Here is a 16,933-nt window from a genome sequence, read left to right as displayed (position 1 = left end):
ATGGAAACAGTATGAACTGGACGTGGTTTCACAAGCTCGGCTCACCTAAGTGGTTCTACGGCATCAGTGGCAAAATGCTGCCGTGGCTGAGCATCGCGGCGTTGCTGCTGATCGGCATTGGCGTGATCTGGGGCCTGGCCTTCGCGCCGCCCGACTATCAGCAGGGCAACAGCTTTCGCATCATCTACATTCACGTGCCCGCCGCCATGCTGGCCCAATCCATCTATGTGATGGCGGCCGTGTGCGGCATCGTCGGGCTGGTCTGGAAAATGAAACTGGCCGACGTCGCCTTGCAATGCGCGGCGCCCATCGGTGCCTGGATGACCGCCGTGGCGCTGGTCACCGGCGCGATTTGGGGCAAACCGACCTGGGGCTCGTGGTGGGTTTGGGATGCACGACTGACGTCGATGCTGATCCTGCTGTTCCTGTACTTCGGTCTTATTGCGCTGGGCAATGCCATCAGTAATCGTGACAGCGCGGCCAAGGCTTGCGCGGTCCTGGCGATTGTCGGCGTGATCAACATCCCGATCATCAAGTACTCGGTGGAGTGGTGGAACACCCTGCACCAGGGCGCGACCTTTACCCTCACCGAAAAACCGGCGATGCCCGCCGAGATGTGGCTGCCGCTGCTACTGACGGCGCTGGGGTTCTACTGTTTCTTCGGCGCGGTATTGTTGCTGCGCATGCGCCTCGAAGTGCTCAAGCGCGAGTCGCGGGCCAGTTGGGTGAAAGCCGAAGTGGAAAACAGCCTGGAGGCCGTTCGATGAGTTTTGCGTCATTCGGCGACTTCCTCGCCATGGGCCATCATGGCCTGTATGTCTGGTCGGCCTATGGCATTTGCCTGGTGGTGCTGGCCCTCAACGTGGCGGCGCCGATCCTGGCCCGCAAGCGGTATCTGCAACAAGAGGCGCGTCGTCTGCGCCGGGAGAACGGCAAGTGAATCCGCTGCGTAAAAAGCGTCTTATCATCATTCTGGCGATTCTGGTCGGGGTCGGCGCTGCTGTCGGCCTGGCCTTGAGCGCCCTGCAGCAAAACATCAACCTCTTCTACACACCGACCCAAATCGCCAACGGCGAAGCGCCCCATGACACACGCATTCGCGCAGGCGGCATGGTCGAGGCCGGTTCGTTACAGCGCTCCAGCGACTCGCTGGACGTGAAGTTCGTCGTCACCGACTTCAACAAATCCGTGACCATCACCTATCGCGGCATCCTTCCGGATCTGTTCCGCGAAGGGCAGGGCATTGTCGCCCTGGGCAAGATCAATGCCGATGGCGTGGTGGTGGCCGATGAAGTACTGGCCAAGCACGACGAGAAGTACATGCCGCCGGAAGTGACCAAGGCGTTGAAAGACAGTGGTCAATCCGCTCCAACACCCGCGAAGGAGGGTTGATCCATGACTGCCGGCATTTTCATTCCAGAGCTTGGCCACCTGGCCATGATCCTGGCGCTGTGCTTCGCCTTGGCGCAGGCCGTGGTGCCATTGCTCGGCGCCTGGCGCGGTGACCGTTTGTGGATGAGCCTGGCCCAGCCGGCCGCGTGGGGACAGTTCACCTTCCTGGTGTTCGCCTTCGGTTGCCTGACCTACGCGTTCATGACCGATGATTTCTCCGTGGCCTACGTGGCCAACAACTCCAACAGCGCCTTGCCGTGGTACTACAAATTCAGCGCCGTGTGGGGTGCCCACGAAGGTTCGCTGCTGTTGTGGGCCTTGATTCTCGGTGGCTGGACCTTCGCCGTATCGGTGTTCTCCCGGCAGTTGCCGCAGGTCATGCTGGCCCGCGTCCTAGCGGTGATGGGCATGATCAGCACCGGTTTCCTGCTGTTCCTGATCGTGACCTCGAACCCGTTCAAACGCATCCTGCCGCAGGTGCCCAGTGACGGCGCCGACCTCAACCCGTTGCTGCAAGACATCGGCCTGATCGTTCACCCGCCGATGCTGTACATGGGCTATGTCGGTTTCTCGGTAGCGTTTGCATTTGCCATCGCGGCGCTGATGGGCGGTCGTCTGGATGCCGCATGGGCCCGCTGGTCGCGCCCGTGGACCATCGTCGCCTGGGCCTTCCTCGGTATCGGCATCACCCTCGGTTCGTGGTGGGCCTACTACGAACTCGGCTGGGGTGGCTGGTGGTTCTGGGACCCGGTAGAAAACGCTTCCTTCATGCCTTGGCTGGTGGGCACTGCGCTGATTCACTCTTTGGCCGTCACGGAAAAACGTGGTGTGTTCAAGAGCTGGACCGTGTTGCTGGCCATTGCCGCGTTTTCCTTGAGCCTGCTGGGCACCTTCCTTGTGCGTTCCGGCGTGCTGACCTCGGTGCACGCGTTTGCCTCCGATCCTGAGCGCGGCGTGTTCATCCTGATGTTCCTGTTGTTCGTGGTCGGCGGTTCGCTGACGTTGTTCGCCTTGCGGGCGCCGGTGGTCAAGAGCCAGGTCGGCTTCAACCTCTGGTCCCGGGAAACCCTGCTGCTGGGCAACAACCTGGTGCTGGTGGTGGCGGCTTCGATGATCCTGCTCGGCACCTTGTACCCGCTGATTCTCGATGCGATGACCGGTGCCAAGCTGTCGGTCGGCCCGCCGTACTTCAACGCGTTGTTCATCCCGCTGATGGCGTTGCTGATGGTGGTGATGGCGGTCGGCGTGATCGTGCGCTGGAAGGACACCCCGGTGAAGTGGCTGATGAACATGCTGACCCCGGTATTGCTAGGCAGTGTCGCCATGGCGGTAGTGGCCGGCGTCGCTTACGGCGATTTCAATTGGGCTGTGCTCGCCACCTTCCTGCTCGCGGCCTGGGTGCTGCTGGCCGGCGTGCGTGACATCTTCGACAAGACCCGCCACAAAGGCCTGATCAAAGGCCTGCCGACCCTGACCCGCAGCTACTGGGGCATGCAGTTGGCGCATCTGGGCATCGCGGTCTGCGCCTTGGGCGTGGTGCTGTCGAGCCAGAACAGTGCCGAGCGCGACCTGCGCCTGGCGCCTGGCGAATCCATGGACTTGGGCGGTTACCAGTTCGTGTTTGAGGGCGCCAAGCACTTCGAAGGCCCGAACTTCACCTCCGACAAGGGCACCATCCGCGTGATCAAGGGCGGCAAGGAAGTCAGCGTGTTGCACCCGGAAAAACGCCTCTACACCGTGCAGAAATCGGTGATGACCGAAGCCGGGATCGACGCCGGTTTCACCCGTGACCTCTACGTCGCCCTGGGCGAGCCACTGGGCGATGGCGCCTGGGCCGTTCGGGTTCACGTCAAACCGTTCGTGCGCTGGATCTGGTTCGGTGGCTTGCTCACAGGTCTAGGTGGGATGCTGGCAGCGCTGGACCGGCGTTATCGGGTCAAGGTGAAAAGCCGTGTGCGCGAAGCACTGGGCATGAGTGGAGCCACTGCATGAAACGTTGGTTGATGCTGTTGCCACTGGCGATTTTTCTGGTGGTTGCTGTTTTCCTGTATCGCGGTCTGTACCTGGACCCGGCCGAGCTACCCTCGGCGATGATCGGCAAACCCTTCCCGGAGTTTTCCCTGCCAGCGGTGCAGGACGACAAGACCCTGACCCGCGCCGATATCCTCGGTAAACCGGCGCTGGTCAACGTCTGGGGTACCTGGTGCATTTCCTGCCGGGTCGAGCACCCGGTGCTGAATAAACTGGCCGAGAAAGGCGTGCTGATCTACGGCATCAACTACAAGGACGTCAACGCCGATGCCTTGAAGTGGCTGGCGGACTTCCACAATCCCTATCAACTGAACATCCGCGACGATCAAGGCACCCTGGGTCTGAACCTCGGTGTATACGGCGCGCCGGAAACCTTCTTCATCGACGCCAAGGGCATCATCCGCGACAAATTCGTCGGGGTGATCGACGAGCAAGTCTGGCGGGAAAAACTGGCGGCCAAGTATCAGGCGCTGGTCGACGAGGCCAAGCCATGAAGCGCTGGCTCGCTGCTGTCGTGCTGGGCTTGAGCATGACCGGGGTGGCCCACGCCGCCATCGACACCTATGAGTTTGCCAAAGAAGGGGATCGCGAGCGTTTTCGCGAGCTGACCAAAGAACTGCGTTGCCCCAAATGCCAGAACCAGGACATTGCCGACTCCAACGCCCCGATCGCCGCCGACTTGCGCAAAGAGATTTACCGCATGCTCGGCGAGGGCAAGGACAACCAGCAGATCATCGACTTCATGGTCGATCGCTACGGTGATTTCGTCCGCTACAAACCGGCCCTGAACGCCAAGACCGCGCTGCTCTGGTTCGGTCCTGCCGGGTTGCTGCTGGGCGGTGTTGTGATCATCGCAGTGATTGTCCGTCGTCGTCGCGTACAACGCGCCGAAACCCCGGGCTCGCTTTCTGCCGAGGAACGCAAGCGCCTCGACCAACTGTTGGATAAAAACCAAGAATGATTGATTTCTGGCTCGCTGCAGGTCTGCTGCTTCTGGTAGCCCTGAGTTTTCTGCTGATCCCCGTTCTGCGTAGCCGTCGCGCCCAGCTCGAAGAGGATCGTACCGCCTTGAACGTGGCGCTCTATGAAGAACGCGTGGCTGAGTTGCAGGTTCAGCGCGAAGAGGGCGTTCTCGATGCCGCGCAAATGGACGCCGGACGCGCCGAAGCCGCCCGTGAATTGCTTGCCGACACCGAAGGCGTTGCCGCGCCACGGGTGTCGCGCCTGGGCAAACCGGCGCCATTGCTGGCGGCCATCCTGGTACCGGTGCTGGGCCTTGGCTTGTACCTGCATTTCGGCGCCAGCGACAAAGTCGAGCTGACCCGGGAATTTTCTCACGCGCCGCAGTCGATGGAAGAGATGACCCAGCGTCTGGAACGTGCGGTCGCGGCCCAGCCGGATTCCGCCGAAGCCCTGTACTTCCTTGGTCGCACTTACATGACCCTGGATCGTCCGGGCGATGCCGCGAAGATTTTCGAGCGCACCGTTAACCTGGCCGGACGTCAGCCTGAACTCCTGGGGCAATGGGCCCAGGCTCAGTACTTCGCCGATGGCAAGAAGTGGTCGGACAAGATTCAGGCGCTGACGGACGAAGCTTTGAAGGCCGATCCGAAAGAAGTTACCAGCCTTGGTCTGTTGGGCATCGCGGCGTTTGAAGCCCAGCGTTATCAGGAGGCGATCGATTACTGGAACCGTCTGTTGGAGCAACTGCCACCGGAGGACAAATCCCGTGTGGCGCTGGAAGGCGGTATTGCCCGCGCCACCGAAAAACTTGAGGCAAGCGGTGGCAAGGTTGCTCCAGCCCCGACCCAGGTAGCAGCGGCCAAGGCTGGCGCGTTGCTCAAGGTCCAAGTGGATCTGGCCGCTGACCTCAAAGCCAAGGTGCAACCGGGTGACAGCGTGTTCATTTTCGCCCGCGCCACCTCCGGGCCACCGGCTCCGCTGGCGGCCAAACGCCTGACCGTGGCCGACCTGCCCGCGACCGTCGAGCTGGGCGATGCCGACGCGATGATGCCGCAGTTGAAACTGTCGAACTTCCCTGAAGTCCAACTGGTTGCGCGCATTTCCCGTGCCGGCAAACCAACGGCCGGGGAGTGGATCGGTCGTAGCCAGCCATTGGCCAGCAGCACCACCGCGCCACAAAAACTGACCATCGACAGCCCGGACAAATGACAGGAAACGCCACCATGACCGCCATCGCTCGTATGACCTTGCTCAGTGTTGTTTTGGGGCTGAGTGCTTGTGCGGTCCAACAACCGGAGTCGACGCACCTGCCGCCGATTCCGCCTTCACAGCCCAAACCCACGCCGTCTACCTCGCCCAGCCCGAGCAAGCCGAGCATTCCGGCCAAACCCGCCAAGCCGCTGCCGCGCACGTCTGCCAGCTTTGCGCCGCCGCCGGGAGGCAACAGCCACTGGGATCCGAAACTGGGTGTGTATGTGTTGGAGGATCAGCCCAATACCTTTTATCGCCAGCGCACTTACTACCGTTGGGATAACGGCTGGAGCCGGTCGATCAGTCCGAAGGGGCCCTGGGAAGAGACGGATATTCATGGGGTGCCTGGGGGACTTGGGCGGCAGTTTGGGCAGTAACGCTAAAGGCGACCTACGGGTCGCCTTTTTCTTGGCTGCAGAAATGATTTCGCCGAACCAGCGCTGAACCCTGTAGGAGCTGCCGAAGGCTGCGATCTTTTGATTTTGCTTTCAAAGATCAAGAGATCGCAGCCTCGTTGCACTCGACAGCTCCTACAAATCCAACAGATCTTGAGGTACACACATACCCTCGCTCCTACAGGTGTTCCATCGCGGCCACCCGCTCAACCTTTCACAAAACCTTCATCAAATAGTTAATCCAGCGACATGTGCGAGTCATAGGGCTGACATGCCCCGTGCCTAAAGTCTGTTGAACTCAAATACGGCCACGGACGGCCGTTCAACCAGACAGAGAAGCCCATGAACGCAGCTATCCATGTCGATCATCTGAACAAGACCTTTGCGCGTAAAACCGCGCTGGTCGACCTCGAACTGACCATTGCGGCCGGTGAGATGGTCGCGCTGATCGGCGCGTCCGGCTCCGGCAAATCCACCCTGTTGCGCCACCTTGCGGGCCTGGCCTGTTGCGATCGCAACAATGGCGGCAGCGTCAAGGTACTGGGGCGGGAAGTACAGGCCAGCGGACGGCTCAATGGCAAGGTGCGGCGCCTGCGTGCCGACATCGGCTACATCTTCCAGCAATTCAACCTGGTCAATCGCCTGAGCGTGCTCGATAACGTGCTGCTCGGTTGCCTGGGGCGCATGCCGCGCTGGCGCGGCAACCTGAACCTGTTCAATGCCGAGGAAAAACAGTTCGCCCTGGAGTCCCTGGACCGCGTCGGTCTGGCGGATCTGGCGGCGCAGCGCGCCTCAACCCTGTCCGGCGGCCAGCAGCAGCGCGTGGCGATTGCCAGGGCACTGACCCAGCGGGCCGAGGTGATCCTGGCGGATGAACCGATTGCCTCCCTCGACCCCGAGTCGGCGCGCAAAGTCATGGAAATCCTCGCCGACATCAATCGCCGCGACGGCAAGACCGTGGTAGTCACCCTGCATCAAGTTGACTACGCCACCCGTTATTGCCCGCGTGCCGTGGCGCTCAAGGGCGGGCGCATTCATTTCGACGGCCACGCCGCCGAGCTGAGCAGCCAGTTCCTCAATGATTTGTACGGTGCCGACATCGACACCAGCCTGATGTGCTCCGACCACATACGCGCCGCCGAAGCCGTACCCCGACTGGTCATGGCGCGCGCGTAAACCACCTTCACTCCCAACCGTACACCCTCAGGAAACCCTTCCATGTTGAACCGTATCGGTCGCGTTTTTGCTGTTGCAGCCCTCGCTGCCAGCTGTGTGCTGGGCACCGCCCAGGCTGAAGAAAAAGCCATCAACTTCGGCATCATGTCCACCGAGTCGTCGCAAAACCTCAAGAGCATCTGGCAGCCGTTCCTCGATGACATGCAGAAGAAAACCGGGCTGAAGGTCAACGCCACCTTTGCCTCCGACTATGCCGGCCTGATCCAGGGTATGCGCTTTAACAAGGTCGACGTCGCCTGGCTGGGCAACAAGGCCGCCATCGAAGCGGTGGACCGTTCCAACGGCGAAATCTTCGCCCAGACCGCCGCTGCCAGTGGTGCCGCCGGCTACTGGAGCGTGTTGATCGCGCGCAAGGACAGCCCGATCAATTCTGTCGACGACATGCTGAAAAACGCCAAGACCCTGACCTTCGGCAACGGTGACCCGAACTCCACCTCGGGCTACCTGGTGCCGGGCTACTACGTGTTCGCCAAGAACAACGTCGACCCGGCCACCGCGTTCAAGCGCACCCTCAACTCCAGCCATGAAGTGAATGCGCTGAGCGTGGCCAAGGGGCAACTGGATGTGGCGACCTTCAACACCGAAAGCTGGGATCGCCTGGAAGTCACCCAGCCGGACAAGGCCGCCATGCTCAAGGTGATCTGGAAATCGCCGCTGATCCCCGCCGACCCGCTGGTATGGAGCAAGGCCCTGGGCGATAGCGAGAAGCAGAAGATTCGCGATTTCATCTTCAGCTACGGCGACACCGATTCCGAGAAAGCCGTGCTGGCGGGCATGCAGTTGGGCAAGTTCCTGAAATCCAGCGACGACCAGTTGCTGCCGATCCGCCAGCTGGAGCTGTTCAAGCAGCGCACCACGATCAGTGCCGACAGCAAGCTTGAAGCGGCGGACAAGGCTAAAAAACTGGCCGACATCGATGCCGAGCTTGCCAAGCTGCAAGAGCGCATCAGCCTGCTCGAAAAGACCGACAAAAAGACCGCCAACGCTGGTTGAAACCGGCTCAACGAATGATCCCTCGTAGGAGCCGGCTTGCTGGCGATGGCGGTGTATCGCGCGCCAACAATCTCGAATGTGAGATCGCAATCGCCAGCCAACCGGCTCCTACAGATCTGCGTCGAGAAATTTTTAGAGAACCCTTATGACCACTCTGCACGCTGAAGCTGTCGGCAAGCGCACCTGGCCGCAGTACGCCGGTTGGGGCCTGTTCCTGGTCCTGCTGGCCTGGGCCTGGCACGGCGCCGAAATGAATCCGATGGCGCTGTACCGCGACTCGGGAAACATGGCGACCTTCGCCGCGGATTTCTTTCCGCCGGATTTTCATGAATGGCGCATGTACCTCAAGGAAATGATCGTCACCGTACAAATCGCCCTCTGGGGCACGGTGCTGGCGATTGTCTGCTCGGTGCCGCTGGGAATCCTCTGCTCGGAAAACATCACCCCCTGGTGGATTCACCAGCCGCTGCGCCGGGTGATGGACGCCTTCCGTTCGATCAACGAAATGGTCTTCGCCATGTTGTTCGTCGTCGCGGTCGGACTCGGCCCGTTCGCCGGTGTCCTGGCGTTGTGGATCAGCACCACCGGTGTACTCGCCAAGCTGTTTGCCGAAGCGGTGGAAGCGATTGATCCGGGCCCCGTCGAAGGCGTTCGCGCCACCGGCGCCAGTGCCTTGCAGGAAGTGATCTGGGGCGTGATCCCGCAGGTGATGCCGCTGTGGGTGTCCTACGCGCTGTACCGCTTCGAGGCCAATGTGCGCTCGGCGACGGTGGTGGGGATGGTCGGGGCCGGCGGTATCGGCGTGATCCTCTGGGAAAACATCCGCGCCTTCCAGTTCGTCCAGACCTGCGCCGTGCTGCTGGTGATCATCGTCGTGGTCAGCCTGATCGACATCTTTTCGCAACGCCTGCGCAAGCAGTACATCTGATTTTTCGGAGGGGTGCCTGCGGGCGCTTTTTTTAAAGCATGCAGTTGTCTAGACAAGATGAGCCGGTGTACCGCGAACTCGCTGACATCCTGCGTCGGGAACTGGCGGATTACAGCGCCGGGGATTTCCTGCCGGCCGAGGTGCAACTGGCCGAACGCTTCGGCGTCAACCGCCACACCTTGCGCCGCGCCATCGATGAACTGGTGTTCGAAGGCAGCCTGCTGCGTCGCCAAGGCAAAGGCACCCAGGTGCTGGAACGCCCGTTGATTTACCCGATGGCCGCCGACAGTGCCTACAGCCAGTCGTTGTCGGCCCAGGGCCTGGGCGTCGAAGCGGTGCTGCTCAAGCGTCGTTACTGCTTCGCCAGCCGTGAAGAAGCGCAGCACTTGGGCCTTGCCGAGATGGCGCCGATGATCGAATTGCAGACCCTGCGCAAGCTCGACGGGCAACCGGTCAGCCTGATCCGTCATCGCTACTGTGCCAGCCATGCGCCGTTGCTGGCCGATTACACCGGCGGCTCCCTGCGCCAATACCTGGCCGAACGCGACCTGCCGCTGACCCGCACCCAGAGCCTGATCGGCGCCCGCCTGCCCAACCGCGAAGAAGCCACGCTGTTGATGATGCCCCGGCATTTGCCGGCGCTGAGTGTGTTCACCCTTTCCCGTGATCGCGATGGCCGTGCGGTGGAGCTCGCGCAGTCCACCAGCCGTTCCGATCGCTTCCAGTACCAGGTCGTCACCTGATGGAGAACCAACCGATGAACCCTGCTTCTCACACCGCTCGGCAGCACTGGATCGGCGTGTTGGCCCGCGCCCTACGCTGCGAATTGCAGCCCCATGAAGCCGCGCTGCGCGACGTCGAATACCAACTGATCCGCGCCCCGGAGATCGGCATGACCCTGGTCCGTGGCCGCATGGGCGGCAACGGCGCGCCGTTCAACGTCGGTGAAATGAGCGTGACCCGTTGCGTGGTGCGTCTGGCCGATGGCCGCACCGGCTACAGCTACCTGGCGGGTCGCGACAAGGTCCACGCCGAGCTGGCCGCACTGGCTGACGCCCATCTGCAAGGCACGCAGCAGCGTCATTGGCTCGAACAAATGATCACGCCGCTGGCCAACGCCCAGGCCGAACGCCGGGCGCAAAAAGAGGCGGACACCGCCGCTACCAAAGTCGAATTCTTCACCCTTGTGCGAGGAGAAAACTGATGAGCGCACAGCTGTTGCAACCGGCGTTCGCCGACCCGGTGCTGGATGCCCAGCACGGGTTTCGTGCAGCCCTCAAGGCGTTGGCTGGTCCGGGTGTGATCCAGACCTTGCAACCCTCGCCGAGCCTCGAAGGCCTGGCACCCGCGACTTACGCGCTGTGCCTGGCACTGCTGGATGTCGACACGCCGCTGTGGCTGGCGCCGTCCTTCGACACGCCGTTGATCAGCGCCAACTTGGCATTCCACTGCGGTTGCCCGCTGACCGGCAATCGTGAAGAAGCGCGCTTTGCCTTGCTCGCCGCCGACGACCTGCTCGACCTCGGCGGCTTCGACCACGGCAACGACCGCTACCCCGATCAGTCCTGCACCTTGCTGGTTCAACTGCCGAGCCTTGATGGCGGGGCGGGGCTGGCGTGGCGCGGCCCAGGCATTGAAACCGAACACGCCGTCGCATTGCCGGTGGCCGATGGCTTCTGGGGCGAACGTGAACGGCGCAATGAATTCCCCCGTGGACTGGACCTGTTTTTCACCGCAGGCCACGAGCTAATCGGCCTGCCGCGCAGTACTCGCATCACACAGGAGCGTGCCTGATGTACGTAGCCGTCAAGGGTGGCGAACAGGCCATCGACAATGCCCACCGTCTGCTGGCGAAAAAACGCCGGGGCGATACTTCGGTCAACGAATTGAGCGTCGAGCAGATCCGTCAGCAACTGCCGCTGGCGGTGGCGCGGGTGATGAGCGAAGGCTCGTTGTACGACGAAGAACTCGCGGCGCTGGCGATCAAGCAAGCGGCGGGGGACCTGGTTGAGGCGATTTTCCTGCTGCGCGCCTACCGCACCACGCTGCCGCGTTTCAGCCCAAGCCTGCCGATCGACACTGCAAAAATGCAGCTCAGCCGGCGCATCTCGGCGACCTTCAAGGACCTGCCCGGCGGGCAACTGCTGGGGCCGACCTTCGATTACACCCACCGTCTGCTCGACTTTGCGCTGCTGGCCGAGGGTGAGTATCCGGGGCCGCAAGCCACTGACAACGTCACCGTTGAAGACTGCCCGCGCGTACTCGGACTGCTCGCGCAAGAAGGCCTGATCAAGAACGAATCCGACAATGGCGACAGCGTCGCCGACATCACCCGTGACCCGCTGGAGCTGCCCGCCAGCCGCGCCGAGCGCCTTCAAGCCCTGGCCCGTGGCGATGAAGGATTTCTGCTGGCACTGGGTTATTCGACCCAGCGCGGTTATGGCCGCAACCATCCGTTCGCCGGGGAAATCCGCATCGGTGACGTCGAGGTATGGATCGATCCTGAGGAACTGGGTTTCCCGATCTGCCTGGGCAGCATAGAAGTGACCGAGTGCGAGATGGTCAACCAGTTCGTCGGCTCAGCCACGGAGCTGGCGCAGTTCACCCGCGGCTACGGCCTGGCTTTCGGACATGCCGAGCGCAAGGCCATGGGCATGGCGCTGGTCGACCGCGCACTGCGGGCCAAGGAGTACAACGAAGAAATCCAGTCACCGGCACAGCAGGAAGAGTTCGTGCTGATGCACTGCGACAACGTCGAGGCCTCCGGTTTCGTCTCGCACCTCAAGTTGCCTCACTACGTCGACTTCCAGGCTGAACTGGAGCTGATCCGCAAACTGCGCAAGCCTGCCGAGGGACAAAACAATGAATGATTTGAGCCAGGCACCGGTACGCGACGCGGCGTACAACTTCGCCTACCTCGATGAACAGACCAAGCGCATGATCCGCCGCGCCTTGCTCAAGGCCGTGGCGATCCCCGGTTATCAGGTGCCGTTCGGTGGCCGCGAAATGCCGTTGCCTTACGGCTGGGGCACCGGCGGCATGCAACTGACCGCCGCGATTCTCGGTGACGATGACGTGCTCAAGGTCATCGACCAGGGTGCCGACGACACCACCAACGCCGTGTCGATCCGCCGCTTCTTCGCCCGTACCGCAGGCGTCGCCACCACTGAGGCAACACCGGACGCCACGGTGATCCAGACCCGTCACCGCATCCCGGAAACCCCGCTGCACGCCGATCAGATCATGGTCTATCAGGTGCCGATCCCCGAGCCGTTGCGCTTTATCGAACCCTCGGAAACCGAGACCCGGACCATGCACGCCCTCAACGATTACGGGGTGATGCACGTCAAACTCTACGAGGACATCGCCACCTTCGGCCACATCGCCACGGCCTACGCCTACCCGGTGATGGTCGACGAGCGCTACGTGATGGACCCGTCGCCCATCCCCAAATTTGATAATCCGAAACTCGACATGAGCCCGGCGCTGATGCTGTTCGGCGCTGGCCGCGAGAAGCGCCTGTACGCGGTGCCGCCGTACACCCGCGTCACCAGTCTGGACTTCGAGGATTACCCCTTCGAAGTGCAGCAATGGGAAGAAAACTGCGCCATCTGTGGCAGCCATGATTCGTTCCTCGACGAGCTGATTCTCGACGACGCCGGCACCCAAAGCTTTGTCTGTTCCGACACCTATTACTGCGCCCAGCGCGTCAGCCAGCAGGAGCAGGGCCAATGAACCAGGCGCTGAAAAACGATCTGTCCGTATCAACTGAACCGTTGCTGAAAGTGCGTGACCTGTCGCTGTTGTACGGCCCGGAAAAGGGCTGCCAAGACGTCAGCTTCGACCTGTATCCCGGCGAAGTGCTGGGGATTGTCGGCGAGTCCGGCTCCGGAAAGTCGACCTTGCTCTCGCTGCTCAGCGGACGCTTGCCGCCGCAGAGCGGCTCCATCGGCTACCGCGACAAACAGGGCCACTGGCTGGACCTGTACAGCGCCAGCGAAGCCGAGCGCCGCACCTTGCTACGCACCGAATGGGGCTTCGTCGAGCAGAACCCCCGGGACGGTTTGCGCATGGGCGTTTCCGCCGGGGCCAACATTGGCGAACGGTTGATGGCTCAAGGTGTGCGCAATTACCAGCAACTGCGTGGTGCAGGTCTGGACTGGCTGAGCCAGGTGGAAATCGATCCGCAGCGCATCGACGACTTGCCCCGGACCTTTTCCGGCGGCATGCAGCAACGCCTGCAAATCGCCCGCAACCTGGTGTCGAGTCCGCGCCTGGTGTTCATGGACGAACCCACCGGCGGCCTCGATGTGTCGGTGCAGGCACGTTTGCTCGACCTGTTGCGCGGGCTGGTGCGGGAGCTGGATCTGGCGGTGGTGATCGTCACCCACGATCTGGCGGTGGCGCGGCTGTTGGCGGATCGCCTGATGGTGATGCGTCGTTCGCGTGTGGTGGAAACCGGGCTGACCGATCAGATCCTCGACGATCCGCAGCACCCTTACTCTCAACTGTTGGTGTCTTCGGTGTTGCAGCCATGATGAATACTTTGATCGAGGTCCGTGGCCTCTCGAAAACCTTCACCCTGCACCAGCAGAACGGCGTGATCCTCAATGTGCTGCGCGGGGTGGATTTCAGTGTGGCGGGCGGCGAATGCCTGGTGCTGCACGGCCAGTCCGGCGCGGGCAAGAGCACCTTGCTGCGCACCCTGTACGGCAACTACCTGCCGGCGGGCGGCAGCATCCGCGTGCAGCATGACGGCCAGTGGCTGGAACTGGTGGGTGCCGAACCCCGGGACATTCTTCAGGTGCGTCAGCGCACTTTGGGTTATGTCAGCCAGTTCCTGCGGGTGATCCCGCGAGTGGCTTGCCTGGATGTGGTGATGGAACCGGCGCTGGCCCGTGGCTGGTCGAAGCCACAGGCGCAATCGCGCGCCGAAGGGTTGCTCAGCCGCCTGAACATCCCGCAACGCCTGTGGCAACTGTCGCCCAATACCTTCTCCGGTGGCGAGCAGCAGCGGGTCAACATCGCGCGCGGGTTCATGGTGGCGTGGCCTGTGATGTTGCTCGACGAACCGACCGCCTCCCTCGACGACAGCAATCGCCAGGTGGTGCTGGAACTGATGAACGAAGCCAAGCAAGCCGGTGCCGCGCTGATCGGCATCTTCCACGACCGTGTCGCCCGCGAGGCTGTTGCCGATCGCCACCTGGACATGACGCCCAATGCTGTGAACGACAAGGAATACGCCGATGCCCGCTGAACAGATCCTCAGCAATGCCCAACTGGTCACCGCAGACCGTGTGTTCTACGGCACGGTGCTGCTGCGCGACGGCCTGATCGCCGACGTGGCCGAAGGCCTGAGCCGCTTGCCCCAGGCCCAGGACCTCAACGGCGATTACCTGCTGCCGGGGTTGGTGGAGTTGCACACCGACAACCTGGAAAAACACATGACCCCGCGCCCCGGCGTGGACTGGCCATCGCGTTCGGCGGTGCTCAGTCATGATGCGCAGATCGTCGCGGCGGGCATCACCACGGTGTTCGACGCGGTGTCCATCGGCGATGTGAACCCCAAGGGCAATCGCATGCAGAAACTGCCGGCGATGCTCGAAGCGATCTCCAGCGCCTCCGATGCCGGGCTGACTCGCGCCGAACACCGCCTGCACCTGCGCTGCGAGCTGTGCCACCCGGACACCCTCAGTGTGTTTCGCGATCTGGTGGAGCATCCGCTGGTGCAGCTGGTGTCGGTGATGGACCATTCGCCGGGTCAGCGCCAATTCGTGCTGGAGTCCAAGTACCGTGAGTACTACATGGGCAAGTACCACCTGACGACCACACAGATGGATGAATTCATCACCTTGCAGATGGCCAATTCCCGCCAGTACAGCGATCGTTATCGGGCAGCGATTGTCGAACACTGTCTGGCGCTTGGCCTGTCGGTGGCCAGCCATGACGACGCGACTCTGGCCCATGTCGAGGAGTCGGCGCGCTACGGCATGACCATCGCCGAATTCCCGACCACCGTCGAGGCGGCGCGTGGTTGCAAGGAACGCAACATGAAAGTGTTGATGGGCGCCCCGAACATCGTGCGTGGCGGTTCGCACTCGGGTAACGTGGCGGCCGCTGATCTGGCGGCTGAAGGATTGCTGGATATTCTGTCCAGTGATTACTACCCGGCGAGCCTGCTGCAAGCGGCGTTTGCCCTGGCGGCGCAAAGTGATCGGATCGACCTGGCGGCAGCGATGCGTATGGTCAGCCTGGCACCGGCCAGTGCAGCAGGATTGAACGATCGCGGTGAAATCGCCAAGGGTTTGCGTGCCGACCTGATACAGGCGCGCAGTCAGGACGGTTTGCCGGTGGTCCAGCAAGTATGGCGACAAGCGAAGAGGGTGTTTTGATGCCAGGCAGATTGATCTATCTCATCGGGCCTTCAGGTTCGGGCAAGGACAGCCTGCTGGATGCCGCACGCGCGCGGTTGGCCGAGCGCGGCTGCCGCATCGTGCGGCGGGTCATCACCCGGTCGGCCGAAGCGGTGGGCGAGGCGGCGCTGGGCGTGAGCCAGCAGGAATTCGCCGAGATGCAGGCTCGGGGCGCGTTTGCCCTGAGCTGGCAGGCCAATGGCCTGTCCTACGGCATCCCGAAAGAAATCGACGAGTGGCTGGCGGCGGGGCACGACGTGCTGGTCAATGGCTCGCGCGGGCATTTGCCGCAAACCCGCGAGCGCTATCCGCACTTGTTGGCGGTATTGCTGACCGTGGACCAGGCTGTGCTGCGACAGCGCCTGCTGGCGCGGGGGCGTGAGTCTGAGGCCGAGATCGATCAGCGGCTGGCGCGCAATGCGCGCTTCAGTGAACGCCTGTTGGCCGATGATCCGAACGTACTTGTCCTCGATAACTCCGGGCCGCTGGAGCGTACCGTCGAGCATCTGCTGGCCTGTCTCGACGAGCCTGCGGCATGCGCCTGACCTTGTTGGGCACCGGCGACGCCCGACAGCTGCCGGTCTACGGTTGCGAATGTCAGGTTTGCGTTCGCGCGCGGGGCGATGAGCGCTTACGTCGGCAACCCTGCTGCGCGCTGATCGAATGCGGCGATCAGCGCTGGTTGATCGACAGCGGCCTGCCGGACCTCACCGAACGCTTCCCGCCGCGCAGCTTCAACGGCATCTTCCAGACCCACTACCACGCCGACCATGCCCAGGGGTTGCTGCATCTGCGCTGGGGGCAGGGTCTGGTGATTCCGGTGCATGGGCCGGCGGACCCGGAAGGTCTGGCAGACCTCTACAAACATCCGGGTATTCTGGATTTCAGCCAGCCGTTCGAGGCGTTCGAAACTCGCCTCTTCGGCAGTTTGAGCGTTACGGCCTTACCACTGCAGCACTCAAAGCCCACCCTCGGCTACCTGCTGGAAGGTGAGGGACGGCGTATTGCCTACCTGACCGATACCGTGGGACTGCCCCCGGACACCACGGCGTTTTTGCAACGTCAGCGGCTGGATGTGCTTGTGCTGGACTGCTCGATACCGCCGCAGCCGCAGGCGCCGCGCAATCACAATGATCTGAATCTGGCGTTGCGGTGTATTGATGAACTGCAGCCGATTTCGGCGGTGCTGACCCATGTCGGGCATACGCTGGATGCGTGGTTGATGGAGCATCGCGGGGAGCTGCCGGGGAATGTCAGTGTGGGGTTTGATGGGTGTGTGTTGTAACGCTAACGGCAAAAGATCGCAGGCTTCGCCAGCTCCTACATTGATC

The 16,933-nt window shown here is 62.3% G+C and carries 21 protein-coding genes; all 21 read left to right on the top strand.

Annotation, left to right across the window (positions count from 1 at the left end; translation table 11 throughout):
• Window positions 1-11: 11 nt before the first annotated feature.
• The 21 genes from ABTV22_RS22195 (at window position 12) to phnP (ending at window position 16,887) form a co-directional block, all read left to right on the top strand.
• Entirely contained in the window at window positions 12-767 is a 756-nt protein-coding gene (locus ABTV22_RS22195) for a heme ABC transporter permease (RefSeq protein ID WP_433736605.1), read from the top strand.
• Window positions 764-940 (top strand): heme exporter protein CcmD, encoded by a 177-nt coding sequence (ccmD, locus tag ABTV22_RS22190; RefSeq protein WP_110964356.1) that lies wholly within the window; start codon window positions 764-766, stop codon window positions 938-940. The genes ABTV22_RS22195 and ccmD overlap by 4 nt, the downstream gene beginning before the upstream one ends.
• Window positions 937-1,392 (top strand): cytochrome c maturation protein CcmE, encoded by a 456-nt coding sequence (ccmE, locus tag ABTV22_RS22185; RefSeq protein ID WP_433736604.1) that lies wholly within the window; start codon window positions 937-939, stop codon window positions 1,390-1,392. Before ccmD ends, ccmE begins: the two co-directional genes overlap by 4 nt.
• 3 nt (window positions 1,393-1,395) lie before the next feature.
• The gene (locus tag ABTV22_RS22180) at window positions 1,396-3,384 is read left to right on the top strand and encodes a heme lyase CcmF/NrfE family subunit (protein ID WP_433736603.1); all 1,989 of its coding nucleotides are present in this window, start codon (window positions 1,396-1,398) and stop codon (window positions 3,382-3,384) included.
• Window positions 3,381-3,917 carry a DsbE family thiol:disulfide interchange protein gene (locus ABTV22_RS22175; protein WP_433736602.1) on the top strand — a complete coding sequence of 179 codons (537 nt, stop codon included), beginning with the start codon at window positions 3,381-3,383 and terminating at the stop codon, window positions 3,915-3,917. Before ABTV22_RS22180 ends, ABTV22_RS22175 begins: the two co-directional genes overlap by 4 nt.
• Window positions 3,914-4,384: a cytochrome c-type biogenesis protein gene (locus ABTV22_RS22170; protein ID WP_433736601.1), complete on the top strand. Its 471-nt coding sequence runs from the start codon at window positions 3,914-3,916 to the stop codon at window positions 4,382-4,384. The genes ABTV22_RS22175 and ABTV22_RS22170 overlap by 4 nt, the downstream gene beginning before the upstream one ends.
• Window positions 4,381-5,595, top strand: a complete 1,215-nt coding sequence (ccmI, locus tag ABTV22_RS22165) for a c-type cytochrome biogenesis protein CcmI (RefSeq protein WP_433736600.1) — start codon at window positions 4,381-4,383, stop codon at window positions 5,593-5,595. The genes ABTV22_RS22170 and ccmI overlap by 4 nt, the downstream gene beginning before the upstream one ends.
• Before the next feature lie 14 nt (window positions 5,596-5,609).
• Window positions 5,610-6,014: a hypothetical protein gene (locus tag ABTV22_RS22160; RefSeq protein WP_433736599.1), complete on the top strand. Its 405-nt coding sequence runs from the start codon at window positions 5,610-5,612 to the stop codon at window positions 6,012-6,014.
• 360 nt (window positions 6,015-6,374) lie between these two features.
• Window positions 6,375-7,208, top strand: a complete 834-nt coding sequence (gene phnC, locus ABTV22_RS22155) for a phosphonate ABC transporter ATP-binding protein (RefSeq protein ID WP_433736598.1) — start codon at window positions 6,375-6,377, stop codon at window positions 7,206-7,208.
• 42 nt (window positions 7,209-7,250) lie between these two features.
• Entirely contained in the window at window positions 7,251-8,261 is a 1,011-nt protein-coding gene (gene phnD, locus ABTV22_RS22150) for a phosphonate ABC transporter substrate-binding protein (protein ID WP_433736597.1), read from the top strand.
• Window positions 8,262-8,406: 145 nt separating this feature from the next.
• Window positions 8,407-9,189: a phosphonate ABC transporter, permease protein PhnE gene (gene phnE, locus ABTV22_RS22145; protein ID WP_110964344.1), complete on the top strand. Its 783-nt coding sequence runs from the start codon at window positions 8,407-8,409 to the stop codon at window positions 9,187-9,189.
• Window positions 9,190-9,227: 38 nt separating this feature from the next.
• The gene (gene phnF, locus ABTV22_RS22140; protein ID WP_433736596.1) at window positions 9,228-9,932 is read left to right on the top strand and encodes a phosphonate metabolism transcriptional regulator PhnF; all 705 of its coding nucleotides are present in this window, start codon (window positions 9,228-9,230) and stop codon (window positions 9,930-9,932) included.
• A 14-nt stretch (window positions 9,933-9,946) separates the two neighbouring features.
• Complete coding sequence (phnG, locus tag ABTV22_RS22135) at window positions 9,947-10,393, top strand: phosphonate C-P lyase system protein PhnG (protein WP_433736595.1); 447 nt, start codon at window positions 9,947-9,949, stop codon at window positions 10,391-10,393.
• Entirely contained in the window at window positions 10,393-10,983 is a 591-nt protein-coding gene (gene phnH, locus ABTV22_RS22130; RefSeq protein WP_433736594.1) for a phosphonate C-P lyase system protein PhnH, read from the top strand. Before phnG ends, phnH begins: the two co-directional genes overlap by 1 nt.
• Window positions 10,983-12,059: a carbon-phosphorus lyase complex subunit PhnI gene (locus tag ABTV22_RS22125; RefSeq protein WP_433736593.1), complete on the top strand. Its 1,077-nt coding sequence runs from the start codon at window positions 10,983-10,985 to the stop codon at window positions 12,057-12,059. Before phnH ends, ABTV22_RS22125 begins: the two co-directional genes overlap by 1 nt.
• Window positions 12,052-12,924 (top strand): alpha-D-ribose 1-methylphosphonate 5-phosphate C-P-lyase PhnJ, encoded by an 873-nt coding sequence (locus ABTV22_RS22120; RefSeq protein ID WP_433736592.1) that lies wholly within the window; start codon window positions 12,052-12,054, stop codon window positions 12,922-12,924. Before ABTV22_RS22125 ends, ABTV22_RS22120 begins: the two co-directional genes overlap by 8 nt.
• Window positions 12,921-13,727, top strand: coding sequence for a phosphonate C-P lyase system protein PhnK (gene phnK, locus ABTV22_RS22115; RefSeq protein ID WP_433736591.1), 807 nt, complete (start codon window positions 12,921-12,923; stop codon window positions 13,725-13,727). The genes ABTV22_RS22120 and phnK overlap by 4 nt, the downstream gene beginning before the upstream one ends.
• Window positions 13,727-14,446 carry a phosphonate C-P lyase system protein PhnL gene (phnL, locus tag ABTV22_RS22110; protein ID WP_433741470.1) on the top strand — a complete coding sequence of 240 codons (720 nt, stop codon included), beginning with the start codon at window positions 13,727-13,729 and terminating at the stop codon, window positions 14,444-14,446. Before phnK ends, phnL begins: the two co-directional genes overlap by 1 nt.
• Window positions 14,436-15,581 carry an alpha-D-ribose 1-methylphosphonate 5-triphosphate diphosphatase gene (locus ABTV22_RS22105; RefSeq protein WP_433736590.1) on the top strand — a complete coding sequence of 382 codons (1,146 nt, stop codon included), beginning with the start codon at window positions 14,436-14,438 and terminating at the stop codon, window positions 15,579-15,581. Before phnL ends, ABTV22_RS22105 begins: the two co-directional genes overlap by 11 nt.
• Window positions 15,581-16,147 (top strand): phosphonate metabolism protein/1,5-bisphosphokinase (PRPP-forming) PhnN, encoded by a 567-nt coding sequence (gene phnN, locus ABTV22_RS22100; RefSeq protein ID WP_433736589.1) that lies wholly within the window; start codon window positions 15,581-15,583, stop codon window positions 16,145-16,147. The genes ABTV22_RS22105 and phnN overlap by 1 nt, the downstream gene beginning before the upstream one ends.
• On the top strand, window positions 16,138-16,887 hold the full coding sequence (gene phnP, locus ABTV22_RS22095; RefSeq protein ID WP_433736588.1) for a phosphonate metabolism protein PhnP: 750 nt from the start codon (window positions 16,138-16,140) through the stop codon (window positions 16,885-16,887). The genes phnN and phnP overlap by 10 nt, the downstream gene beginning before the upstream one ends.
• The last annotated feature ends 46 nt before the right edge of the window (window positions 16,888-16,933 follow it).

The organism is Pseudomonas putida (assembly GCF_050990305.1).
In the GTDB taxonomy this organism is placed as follows: domain Bacteria; phylum Pseudomonadota; class Gammaproteobacteria; order Pseudomonadales; family Pseudomonadaceae; genus Aquipseudomonas; species Aquipseudomonas putida_AH.
This window is presented reverse-complemented; position numbering and strand designations above follow the sequence as displayed.

Bases quoted from the DNA above. Each gene is read 5' to 3' on its own strand.
- ABTV22_RS22195 (WP_433736605.1), top strand. From the start codon at position 12: ATGAACTGGACGTGGTTTCACAAGCTCGGCTCACCTAAGTGGTTCTAC.
- ccmD (WP_110964356.1), top strand. From the start codon at position 764: ATGAGTTTTGCGTCATTCGGCGACTTCCTCGCCATGGGCCATCATGGC.
- ABTV22_RS22180 (WP_433736603.1), top strand. From the start codon at position 1,396: ATGACTGCCGGCATTTTCATTCCAGAGCTTGGCCACCTGGCCATGATC.
- ABTV22_RS22175 (WP_433736602.1), top strand. From the start codon at position 3,381: ATGAAACGTTGGTTGATGCTGTTGCCACTGGCGATTTTTCTGGTGGTT.
- ABTV22_RS22170 (WP_433736601.1), top strand. From the start codon at position 3,914: ATGAAGCGCTGGCTCGCTGCTGTCGTGCTGGGCTTGAGCATGACCGGG.
- ccmI (WP_433736600.1), top strand. From the start codon at position 4,381: ATGATTGATTTCTGGCTCGCTGCAGGTCTGCTGCTTCTGGTAGCCCTG.
- ABTV22_RS22160 (WP_433736599.1), top strand. From the start codon at position 5,610: ATGACCGCCATCGCTCGTATGACCTTGCTCAGTGTTGTTTTGGGGCTG.
- phnC (WP_433736598.1), top strand. From the start codon at position 6,375: ATGAACGCAGCTATCCATGTCGATCATCTGAACAAGACCTTTGCGCGT.
- phnD (WP_433736597.1), top strand. From the start codon at position 7,251: ATGTTGAACCGTATCGGTCGCGTTTTTGCTGTTGCAGCCCTCGCTGCC.
- phnE (WP_110964344.1), top strand. From the start codon at position 8,407: ATGACCACTCTGCACGCTGAAGCTGTCGGCAAGCGCACCTGGCCGCAG.
- phnF (WP_433736596.1), top strand. From the start codon at position 9,228: ATGCAGTTGTCTAGACAAGATGAGCCGGTGTACCGCGAACTCGCTGAC.
- phnG (WP_433736595.1), top strand. From the start codon at position 9,947: ATGAACCCTGCTTCTCACACCGCTCGGCAGCACTGGATCGGCGTGTTG.
- phnH (WP_433736594.1), top strand. From the start codon at position 10,393: ATGAGCGCACAGCTGTTGCAACCGGCGTTCGCCGACCCGGTGCTGGAT.
- ABTV22_RS22125 (WP_433736593.1), top strand. From the start codon at position 10,983: ATGTACGTAGCCGTCAAGGGTGGCGAACAGGCCATCGACAATGCCCAC.
- ABTV22_RS22120 (WP_433736592.1), top strand. From the start codon at position 12,052: ATGAATGATTTGAGCCAGGCACCGGTACGCGACGCGGCGTACAACTTC.
- phnK (WP_433736591.1), top strand. From the start codon at position 12,921: ATGAACCAGGCGCTGAAAAACGATCTGTCCGTATCAACTGAACCGTTG.
- phnL (WP_433741470.1), top strand. From the start codon at position 13,727: ATGAATACTTTGATCGAGGTCCGTGGCCTCTCGAAAACCTTCACCCTG.
- ABTV22_RS22105 (WP_433736590.1), top strand. From the start codon at position 14,436: ATGCCCGCTGAACAGATCCTCAGCAATGCCCAACTGGTCACCGCAGAC.
- phnN (WP_433736589.1), top strand. From the start codon at position 15,581: ATGCCAGGCAGATTGATCTATCTCATCGGGCCTTCAGGTTCGGGCAAG.
- phnP (WP_433736588.1), top strand. From the start codon at position 16,138: ATGCGCCTGACCTTGTTGGGCACCGGCGACGCCCGACAGCTGCCGGTC.